11 protein-coding genes and 2 pseudogenes are annotated in these 9,932 nt (G+C 66.8%); 10 read left to right on the forward strand and 3 right to left on the reverse strand.

The window, feature by feature from the left end; translation table 11 throughout:
• Window positions 1–87 precede the first annotated feature (87 nt).
• Window positions 88–453 (reverse strand): annotated as a pseudogene (locus J7E96_RS30680) (transposase); the annotation flags it as partial.
• A gap of 235 nt (window positions 454–688) precedes the next feature.
• Here J7E96_RS30680 and J7E96_RS30685 point away from each other — a divergent pair.
• Window positions 689–1,291: a helix-turn-helix domain-containing protein gene (locus J7E96_RS30685; RefSeq protein ID WP_215136094.1), complete on the forward strand. Its 603-nt coding sequence runs from the start codon at window positions 689–691 to the stop codon at window positions 1,289–1,291.
• The gene (locus J7E96_RS30690; RefSeq protein ID WP_308296214.1) at window positions 1,261–1,815 is read left to right on the forward strand and encodes a transposase; all 555 of its coding nucleotides are present in this window, start codon (window positions 1,261–1,263) and stop codon (window positions 1,813–1,815) included. The genes J7E96_RS30685 and J7E96_RS30690 overlap by 31 nt, the downstream gene beginning before the upstream one ends.
• 301 nt (window positions 1,816–2,116) lie before the next feature.
• Here J7E96_RS30690 and J7E96_RS30695 read toward each other — a convergent pair whose 3' ends face one another.
• Window positions 2,117–2,863, reverse strand: coding sequence for a VWA domain-containing protein (locus tag J7E96_RS30695; RefSeq protein ID WP_215136095.1), 747 nt, complete (start codon window positions 2,861–2,863; stop codon window positions 2,117–2,119).
• 190 nt (window positions 2,864–3,053) lie between these two features.
• Between J7E96_RS30695 and J7E96_RS38305 the strand changes: the two genes are divergently transcribed.
• The 8 genes from J7E96_RS38305 to J7E96_RS30730 all read left to right on the forward strand — a co-directional run bounded on the left by J7E96_RS38305 (window position 3,054) and on the right by J7E96_RS30730 (window position 9,255).
• Complete coding sequence (locus J7E96_RS38305; protein WP_285439534.1) at window positions 3,054–3,176, forward strand: hypothetical protein; 123 nt, start codon at window positions 3,054–3,056, stop codon at window positions 3,174–3,176.
• Window positions 3,177–3,505: 329 nt separating this feature from the next.
• A complete protein-coding gene (locus J7E96_RS37845; RefSeq protein ID WP_215136096.1) occupies window positions 3,506–4,678 on the forward strand; it encodes a histidine kinase in 1,173 nt (390 codons plus the stop codon).
• A gap of 230 nt (window positions 4,679–4,908) precedes the next feature.
• Entirely contained in the window at window positions 4,909–5,220 is a 312-nt protein-coding gene (locus J7E96_RS30705) for a hypothetical protein (protein ID WP_215136098.1), read from the forward strand.
• 23 nt (window positions 5,221–5,243) lie between these two features.
• Window positions 5,244–5,864, forward strand: coding sequence for a DUF5819 family protein (locus J7E96_RS30710; RefSeq protein WP_215136109.1), 621 nt, complete (start codon window positions 5,244–5,246; stop codon window positions 5,862–5,864).
• On the forward strand, window positions 5,861–7,192 hold the full coding sequence (locus J7E96_RS37850; protein ID WP_308296215.1) for a DCC1-like thiol-disulfide oxidoreductase family protein: 1,332 nt from the start codon (window positions 5,861–5,863) through the stop codon (window positions 7,190–7,192). Before J7E96_RS30710 ends, J7E96_RS37850 begins: the two co-directional genes overlap by 4 nt.
• A gap of 10 nt (window positions 7,193–7,202) precedes the next feature.
• The gene (locus J7E96_RS30720; protein ID WP_308296216.1) at window positions 7,203–8,033 is read left to right on the forward strand and encodes a serine hydrolase domain-containing protein; all 831 of its coding nucleotides are present in this window, start codon (window positions 7,203–7,205) and stop codon (window positions 8,031–8,033) included.
• Between the two features lie 93 nt (window positions 8,034–8,126).
• Entirely contained in the window at window positions 8,127–8,861 is a 735-nt protein-coding gene (locus tag J7E96_RS30725; protein WP_215136102.1) for a response regulator transcription factor, read from the forward strand.
• 247 nt (window positions 8,862–9,108) lie between these two features.
• The gene (locus J7E96_RS30730; protein ID WP_215136103.1) at window positions 9,109–9,255 is read left to right on the forward strand and encodes a hypothetical protein; all 147 of its coding nucleotides are present in this window, start codon (window positions 9,109–9,111) and stop codon (window positions 9,253–9,255) included.
• Between the two features lie 209 nt (window positions 9,256–9,464).
• Here J7E96_RS30730 and J7E96_RS30735 read toward each other — a convergent pair.
• Window positions 9,465–9,708: pseudogene (locus J7E96_RS30735) on the reverse strand (transposase); the annotation flags it as partial.
• Between the last annotated feature and the right edge of the window lie 224 nt (window positions 9,709–9,932).

The raw sequence follows: 9,932 nt of genomic DNA on the forward strand, positions 1-9,932 counted from the left end.
CGCGGACTTGCGAAGACACAGCCATGTTTCAGCGTCCCACTGGCGACCGTCCCGCAGGTCAACTCCGACAGTTATTCATGAACAAGCCCCGGCGGTGCCGGAGTACTGCCTTTGGACTCCGGCGGAGGTGGTGCCCTTCTTGAGGAATCCGGTGTCATCGATGATCAACACTCCGTCGGGGCGGCCGAGTTGTTCGGCGATGTAGGTCTGCAGGTCATCGCGGATGTCGTCGGGGTTCCAGCGGGCGCGGGAGAGCAGGTGCTGCAGGCCGTCGGGGGTGGGGTGGCCGGCATGTTCGGCGAGCTGCCAGCTGTTCTTGCGAGGTACCGGGCCGAGCAGCGCGCGCACGTAGTCCCGCATCCGGCGGCGGGGTTCGACGCGGCCGAAGTGGTGCCCGATGGTGGTGAAGAGGCGGTCCAGGTCTCGGTCCCAGGTCTCGGCCTGTTCGGTGATCACGACCCGAGGCTTCCCCGACCTGGGGTGATCTCGTCGCCGTGGGCACTCCTTCGAGGGGCCGGCGGGCAGAAGCCGTCCGTGACAGCACTCTGCCCGCTACACTCCCACCGCTCGACGTTTCCCCAGGTCAAGCTACGAAGTACTGCTGGAGTACTAGTGCTGGATTCCGCTTTCGCTGGGTATATGTCCTGGTGGCGGGGTGGTTCGGGTGCTCGGGGGCGGGTGCTGCACGGTGGTGTTACGGGCACGGCAGAGTCGTGACGAGAACGAGGAACGGGTCGTACGTCGGCTGTCGCGAGCGCGCAAGGCTCCGCGTGATCTGGTGCTGCGGGCACGGATGGTCGAGCTGAGCTGGTCCGGGCAGCGAGTGCCGGCAATCGCGGACGAGTTGAGGTGCGGCCCCAAGACAGTCCGCCGCTGGTTGCACCGCTTCAACCGCTCAGGTCTGGACGGACTGGAGGACCTGGGCGGGCAGGGCCGCAAGCGGCGGATCACAGAGGCGGAACGCTCAAGGATCATCGGCCTGGTCAGACAGCCGCCTCCAGGTCGGCTGACCGTGCAGGCCGACGGTGAGCTGGCCGCGGCGGATGAGTCCGGGCCGCCGGAGTGGACCCTCGACGCACTGGCCGCCGAGGCCAGACGGCTGGGTATCGAGATCGGCCGCAGCCAGGTCCGCCGGATCCTGCTGGCCGAGGGAGTGCGCTGGCGCCGCACCCGGTCCTGGACCCGCTCGAAGGACGCGGACTTCGAGGGAAAAGGACGAGGATCATCGAGCTCTACACCTGCCCGCCCGATGGCGCGACGGTGGTCTGCGTCGACGAACTCGGACCGGTGATCCCACGCACGTTCCCGCCGGCGCCGGGCTGGTCGCCGGACGGTCACCGCATCAAGTCCGAGGTCGACTACGGTCGCGGGCCGGAGAAGACCTGGGTCTACGGCGCCTTACGCGTGCGGGACGGACACCAGGTCACCATGACCGCCTCCTCCCGCAACAGTGCCTTCTACCAGCAGTTTCTTCAGAAGGTTGAGGCTGCCAATCCTGTCGGCGACATCTACGTCATCAGCGACAACCTGTCCTCGCACAACAGCCTGTCCACCCGCACCTGGCTGGAGGACCACCCCCGAATCCGGCACGTCTTCATCCCCGTCGGCGCCTGCTGGCTCAACCTCCAGGAAGGCTGGTGGCGCATCTTCCGCAAGGCCGCCCTCGCCGGCCAGTCCTTCGCCGGACCACCCGAGATCGAACACGCCACCCGCCTCGCAACATCCCAGCTCAATGCCCGAGCCAGACCCTGGATATGGGGAAGACCCGCACCACCCACCCGACAACTACGGCGCCGATACACGTACACCGTTTGAGGAATCCAGCACTAGGAGGTCGTCCCGACCGTCCAGAGCCGTTTGATCGCACAGCTTCCTCGCGGCACAAAACCTCAACGCCTCCGCATCGGCCACCTTCAACAACGTCGCCTTCTACGAGGCCAGCAAGAATCCGGGGGCCGTTCCCGGTGAGCAGTTCCATAACGGTCTCGTCCAGGCGTTTGCCTCCTGGATGAAGGCTTGAACAGGCCGGTACCCGCTCTCCCATCGATGTCCGAGATTCTCACCCGGTGATCGTGGCGGGCAACAGGATGAGGCTTGGCTGATGCTGCTCTGGGGTTCACTCCACGATGCGCGCGGTGCGGACGGTAGTCAGCCATTGGGGGAACTCCTGCAGGAGCTGGTCGAAGAGTTGGTGGTCGTTGGTGGCATGTGGGGTGCGGCCGGCGTGGAAGAAGCCGGCGTTGTCGACGATGCGGCGGGCTGGGACGGCGAGGGTGTCGAGCTTGCGCAGGAACGCGAACTCGTTGTCGTCGGGGTCGCCGAAGCCGATGAACTGCCAGAACAGAGGTAGGCGGGCTGCTTTGCAGAGGTAGCGTTCGGCGGCGAGTCTGCTGGTGGGGCCGCCGTCGGTCTGGAAGATGACCAGGGCAGGGGCGTCGCTGCCGGAGCCTGTGTAGTGGTCGATGACCTCGTCCATGGCCCAGTGGTAGTTCGTGCGGCCCATGTGACCGAGATTTTCGTGCAGCTTGTTGATGTGGCCGCGGTGCCGGCCGAGCGTCAGGTCGGTGGAACCGTCGACGTCTGTGGAGAAGAACACCACCGGGACGATGCCGTCGTCATCGAGGTGTGCCGACAGCGACAACACCTGCTCAGCCAAGTGCTGCATGGTGCCGTTCCGGTAGTACGGCCGCATCGACCCAGAGCGGTCCAGCACGAGGTAGACCGAGGCCCGCACGCCCTCCAGCCCGTGCCTGCGGACACTGTTACCCGCCTCCTTGTACAGACTGACCAGATCAGGCGCACGCTCCAGCACCTTGGACAGACTGATAGCCGGGGCACACTCACTGCTGTTCGACGGAATCACCCCTCCATGGTGAGGCCATGCCCTGGACCAGGTGGGGCTTTCATTTCATACGAGCGAGAAATCCGGCATGTCAGCGTCGGACTCCCGTCCGGCGCTCTTGCGGTCGCTCACTGCGAGGCCAAGGGCTGGACGTTCGAGAAGATGGGCAGGCCCTACGACTTGCGCTGCACGCGAGGCACCGAGGAACACCATGGAGACCACGGGGGCGCCGACGAGCGCGGAGTTGACGATCGGCGAGGTCCTGCACGAGTGGGACAAGGACATGCCGTTGATCTCTACCGGGTCGGCGACACAAGATCGATACGGGCATTGACCAGTATGCCGCCAGCGGTGACAAGGTCACGCTCTACACCGACGGGGAGCCGGCGGAGGAGGACCTCAGACCCCGCAAGTACGAGTACCTGCTTCCCCGAGACGGGCTGACCGGCGCGGTCCTGACGGCGACTTCTCGGTTCGAGGAAACGGTGTAACTGGTTTGGCTTCCGGGTTCAGATTCGGCTGCTGGAGGCGGCCGTCGAAGGTGATGCCGAAGGCCGTTGACCTCGCCCATGGCCGAGTCCATGGGCACCTGGCCTATCATCACAAAGTGACCGGCGAGTAACTTAAGGGGGAGTATCTGGTGTTCGGAGCAAGCCTGTGTCGGTGAGAGCACGCCAGGCTCTGTGTCTGCTGTTACCGGCGTGCGCCGCTACCGTTGATATCGCCGCTCAGATGCAATGGGCGTACGAGGACATGCAGGCCTCGTGGGAATTATTGTGGGCGACGGTGATCCTGTGCGTGATGCCTGTGGTTGTACTGGGTCGGCGCCGCTGGCCGATCGCCGTGTTTCTCGCCACGCTGACGGCGATGTACTTCGGCAGCTATATCCCGTCCATGATCGCGCTGTACACGGTTGTAGTCATGACCACCCGCCGCTGGGTGATCGCCGTGTGCGCCGTCGTTTTCCTCCTGTGGAGCGGTATCACGCTGGACCCCGGGTACCCCTCGTGGGACAACCCCATCGACTATTTGATCCTGATGGTAACTTTTGGCCAGGTGGTCCTGCCCCTCGCGCTGGGCCTGCTGGTCAGTGTGCGTGCCCAACTCACCGCACGCGTCGCTGATCTGGCCGCAGCGCGCTCACGTGAGGACGCGCTGTTGGCGGAGCGGCTTGTGGTGGCCGAACGCGCCCGGCTGGCCCGTGAGATGCACGATGTCGTGGCCCATCAGGTGAGTCTGATCAGTGTCGAGGCCGCCGCGCTGCAGATGACCACGTCTGATCCGGCAGTGCGTGACAGCGCCCGCGCCGTGCGCACCATGGCCGCCCGCACCTTGGATGAACTGCGGCAGGTGGTCGGGGTGCTGCGCGGCGGTAGCAACCGGGCTGACCCCCCGGTGCCTCGACTGTCCGATCTTCCGCAGCTCATCCGCGATTGCCGGCTCGAGACCAGGACACGTATTGACCCGCCCCTGCTCCAGGCGGCCTCCAACGGTCCGGGCCGGTGGCCCGACCCGGTCCAGCACGCGGTCTACCGCACCGTCCAGGAAGCTCTGACCAACGTCCGCAAGCACGCGCCTGGCGCCGTCGTGAGCGTATGGCTGCACGAGTCCGACGGTCACTTGCGTCTGCGGATACACAACGGCCCACCTGGACCCGACGACGTGCGGCCGGCTGCGGCCTGGGAGCTGCCCTCCGGCGGTTACGGCCTGATCGGGCTGGCGGAGCGCGTCCATCTCATCGGCGGCACCTTCGACGCCCGCGTCACCGACGAAGGCGGGCATCTCGTGACCGCCACCTTCCCGGCCCAGCATCCCGCGCAGCACGCACCTTCGTAAGGCGGCCCGGTCGACCGGCGGTCCCAGCGGCTCACAGGCATTTCGGCGGCGCACCAAACCACTTGGCTGGACGAACCGGCCGAGTGACGGGTACCGAAAGGCCAGGTGGCGCCGAAAGCATGGTCCTCGAGCGGGGGGTGCCGTAATCCGGCAGGCCCCCGCGTGCAGCTGCCCAAGCCGCGATCCACACATGCGTGCCGCGGGCAGAGATCCACAAGAGAGGCAAAGAAATGAAGAAGGTACTGGCAGGCGTCGGCGTGGCCCTCGGCGGAGCGGCTTTGCTCATCGCCACCCAGGGGTCGGCGCAGGCCGCGACCAGTCCGGAGGCCCCCGCCACGGTCGCTTCAGCCGAGGGGCCGGGCAAGGCTCCGGCGGCGCTGGGCTCCTGGGTCGGCAAGGCCGCGGGCAAGGCGTGGGTGCACGGCAAGGCCGCATGCTCGTCGGTGGCCAACTCCGCTGGAGAGTTCGCCAATATGGTCGGCGGTGTCTCCCCGGCCAACACCCCCGAGGGCAGGTCCGTCGAGATGGTCTTCGACAAGTGAGAGATCACCGCTTGACCAGGAGGGTGGCACTGCTTGCCGGTGCCGCCCTCCTGGGCCTTCACTTCGCAGCCGCAGCCTTCTCGCAGATGCCGCTCACCCCGATGAAGATCAGGTACTTCGACGAGGTCGCCGCCTATCTGGAGCCGTACTCCGCCCAGAACTGGATGCTCTTCGCACCCGACCCGGTGTCCGAGAATCGCGGAATCCTGGCCCGCGCGCGATGCAGGGACGGCTCGGTCACCTCCTTCCACGATGTGACGACGAAGTACATCGCAGCGGCGCAGAGCAGCAGGTTCTTCCCCCCCCACATGTCGCGGCTGGTGAGCGGGAACATGCAGCAGCTCAGTGGTTCGGACCCCGTGCTGGCCCGGCTGCGGGAGTCCGAGCGGGCGAAGAAGAAAACCGAACTGCCCCTCATGCCGTACGAGAAGACCTCGCAGGACGAAGCCCTGCGCTTTGTCTCCCGCTACGCGCTGACCCAGCTGCCCGCCCGCGTGTGCGGCGACGACGCCCCTCCCGAGCAGGTACAGGTCCGCATGTACATCGAGAAACTTCCTCCCTGGTCGCAGCGGCACAACCCTGCCGCAGAAGGCAAGCTCGACGCCTACGACATGGACTGGCTGAAGGCCGGGGATCTCCGGTGAGCCACCCCCCCAAAATCCGGCTGATCGAGCGCCTGGACACGGCCGGCAGCCGGCCCTTCAGCGTGCTGGGCGTGAGCGGAACGCGACTGCTTCTCGGCTTCGTCGGCTTCATGTACTACGCGAGCCAGTACGGCGACCGGCGGTTCCTCTTCGGCCCGAGCGGCGTGTATCCCTGGGCCGAGTTCACCGCCAAGGTCCACGAGAACGGCACCTTCAGCCTCTACACCTTGAGCAACTCCACGCTGTGGTTCGAGATCGTCTTCCACGCGGGCATCCTGGCCGCGCTGGCCGTCACCTGCGGTGTCGGCGGACGGCCCACTCTCGCCGTGCACCTGGTGCTGCTCTGGTCCGTCTACCAACGCCAGCCCGTACTGCTCGACGGCGGAGACAACCTCGCCTATCTCGTCATCCCGATGCTGCTGTTGACGCGGTGCTACGACCGGCTCTCCTTCCCCACCGGTCTGGCCCGCACACTCGCCCCGCGCGTCCCCTCGGTCCTGCGGTCGCTGTCCACACCACTGCACAATCTCGGTGTGCTCGCCATCGCCGTCCAGATGTGCCTGGTCTACGTCGTCAGTGGGCTCTACAAGGTACAGGGACGGATGTGGCAGGACGGTACGGCACTGTTCTACATCCTGCGCGTCTCCGAATTCCGCCTCCCCGGCGTCTCCGACCTGGTGTTCGGCAACGACTATCTCGTCTTCATCGGCACGTACTCCACCACGCTGTTCCTGGTGTACTTCCCCCTGGGCGTGCTCGTGCCGCGACTGCGGCCCTGGGCGGCCGTGGTCTCCATCGGCTTCCACGTGTCCATCGGCTTCATCATGGGCCTGACCGGCTTCGCCCTCACGATGGTGGCATGCGACCTGGTCTTCCTGAGCGGGGCGCTGGAGACCGCGCTGGACCGGACCCGCGCCGCCCTGCGCGGCCGGAAACCCGCTCCGGCCGACGCCGTCCTCGCGTTCGACGGGGACTGCGGATTCTGCCGGGCCGCCGTGGACCGCATCACCACCCACGCCCGCCCCGCCCTGCGCGCCGTTGCCTGGCAGGCACTTCCGGCCCAGTCCACCGAACCGCACCTGGAGCGGCTGGACCGCGAGGTACTCCTCCTCCTGGACGGTCAGGTTCTGGCCGGCGGTGCTCAAGCACTGGCGCAATTCCTGCGGACCTCGCCCGTACGCAGATACCGGCTGGCATCGGCCCTGCTGCGCACGCCCGGCCTCAGAGCATGCGCAGCCGTCGGATACCGCTGGGTGGCCGACAACAGGCAACGTATGCCTGGCCGTTCGAATGCCTGTACATTGCCGAGCTCCAACTCCACCACCTGAAAGGGGCCCCGTGTTCCGGACGCCCAGCTGCCTCCTCGCAAGTGGGGTCGAGCCCCGTGTCACCCACGGTCACAGCACCACCGGCTACGTCCAGATCGGATCGCTGACCAAAGTCGTCACCGGCACGGCACTCATGCGCATGGCCGAGGCCGGCCTCCTCAGCGTGGACGATCCCATTGAACGCTGGCTCGACACACCGCCCGGCAGCGGCATCACCCTGCTGCAGCTGGCGGAGCACACCTCCGGGCTGCCCCGCCAGCCCCCGGGCCTGCCGCGCAAGAACCCGTACAGCGGTTTCGACCAGGCCGCCCTGGACGCGCTGCTCGCGGGCCTCGGCGAGATGACCACAACTCCGCCCGGCGCGACTGAGGAGTACTCCAACCTCGGCTACGCACTGCTCGGTTCAGCTCTCTCCGTCGCTGCCGGGATTCCGTACGAGGAACTCGTGCACACCTACGTCCTCAAGCCCTTGGGCATCGAAGAGATGACGGCATATCCCCCGGCGGAGCAACGCCTGCTCGCAACGACCAGCCTGCTGAACCGCCCCCGCAAGCCCTGGACCATGGACGGCGCCATCCTGCCCGCCGGCGGCCTGTGGGCCACCCCCCGGGCCGCTGCCCAACTCCTGACGGGGCTGCTCGTGGACAAGCTCCTCGGGCCGCCGGCCCCGACCTGGCAGAAGACCGGTGCCGTGACCTGGCACAACGGCGCCACCGAAGGAGCGTCGATCTTCGCGGCCACCCTCCCCGACGGCCGGTGGACACTCCTCCACCGGCTCGGCGGCTCACCCGACACCACAGACCTCATGGGCGGCAAGGCCCTCGCCGCCTCCCGCCTCTGACGCTCCGGGCACGGCGACGCCACTAAGATCTTCGGCATCGCCGGCCCGGACCGCCCGGTGACATCCTCCTGGCGTCCGTGAACGGAGAACCTGGTGATCAAGGTAGTGATCGTGGACGACGAAGCCCTCGTCCGGACCGGATTCCAACGCATCCTCTCCACAGAGAATGACATCGATGTCACCGCTCTCGCCAGCGGCGCCGACGCCATAGAGACCATCACCCGACACCGCCCGGACGCGGTCCTCCTCGACATCCGGATGCCAGACGTCGACGGACTCACGGTACTGCGGCGCATCCGGGAACTCCCCGCCCCGCCGGCTGTGTGCATGCTGACCACCTTCGACACCGACGACCACCTCACCAGTGCCCTCCAGGCCGGTGCGGCAGGGTTCCTCCTCAAGGACACCGACCCCGAGCACCTGGCACCGATGGTGCGCTTCATCGCCTCCGGCGGCATCGCGCTCTCGCCCCGGCCCGGCAACACGGTCATCGACGGCCATCTCACCCTGCACGGACGCCTGCCAGCGGGCGAACCCAGGCCCCAGCTGACCGAACGCGAGCACGAAGTCCTGTGGCTGCTCGCCGAGGGACTGACCAACACCGCCATAGCAGGCAAGACGCACCTGAGCCTCAGCACCGTGAAGGAACATGTCAGTGCCATCCTGACCAAACTCAGAGCCACCAACCGCGTGCAGGCCGCCCTGGCGGCCGAGCGCAGCGGGCTCCTGACGAACCACGTGCCAGACCAGGGGCGCATAGATGTGCTACCAGCTGCAGAGACGACTCCGTCCGGCAGATCGCCGAGGTACCCCTATCCATCAAACTAGCTGCGGTGGCGGACGCGGACCGTCCCCGAGGCGGGCGGGCGCTGATGCGGGCGGTCTCTGATGCTCCCTGAAGGGGCCCGGGAATGCGCGAGGTCTGCAAGGGCAGGGATGTGATGTACCTCGACATCACCAATGCTTCCGCAGATCTCGCAGGTATCCGCCAGGAGCCTTGTGATCAGCTCTTTCGGCGGATAGTCCACCCAGGCAGGGCGACGGTCGACGACTTTCGCCGACCGTTGCTGCTGGAGTGCTCGCAGACACAGACACGCGCAGTGATGGAGGCGCCGAGCCGGCCCGCGCCCGCCCAACGGTGACCGCCCCGATCGCCGTCACCCTCACCACCCCGACCCCGGACACCTACACCCCGAACTGGCGGGCCCCTGCCAGTTCCTGAAGCCCCGAGCCCGCCCCCGGGCGCGGGGCCGACGTGTCCCCTGACCCCCGGGGCCCAAGGCCGCCCGCATGTGACCACCCCATTCTTTGTGAGGGTGGGGTGGTTGCCGCTCACCGCGCCGACTGCCCCTTCCAGTTCTTGAGTACAACTCGAACAGGGGAGCCGGGCGCGGTGAGCCACGGCTCGAGCGTCTCACTTTGTCGACGGCAGACGAGTTCTTGGCCGTGGCTGACCAGCAAGGCGATCAGCAGGGCGGGCTCACCTCCGGTCATGTCCAAAGCCCAGGTCACGGGGGCTTTCACCGGCCAGTTCGAGGACATCGCCAAGCAACTTCAGCAGTTCCGGTTCGTCGTTAGCCACCCGCCGCGACAGCAGTACCTCACCCGCGGCATTCAGGGCCAGGCAGTGGTGGTGAGTCTTCCCACAGCCGGTCCCCGTCCATATCCGGCTCATCGCGCTCCAGTCGTTCGTACCTGGTTCGAGTACCACGGACGACCTCGCCGGCATTGCTCTGCACAGCGACTTGTTCGCACTTCCCAATCGGCGGCCGAGTCGTCGTGGGGAACGGGCGGCCCAAGCACAGCAGCCCGATGAAAGCCACATCCGTACCCCTGGGTGCCACAACCCTACGAATGGCTGGGACGAACCCAAAGAGAACTAGTACTCCAGCAGTACTT

The sequence above is a fragment of the Streptomyces sp. ISL-96 genome (assembly GCF_018614035.1).
Lineage (GTDB): Bacteria > Actinomycetota > Actinomycetes > Streptomycetales > Streptomycetaceae > Streptomyces.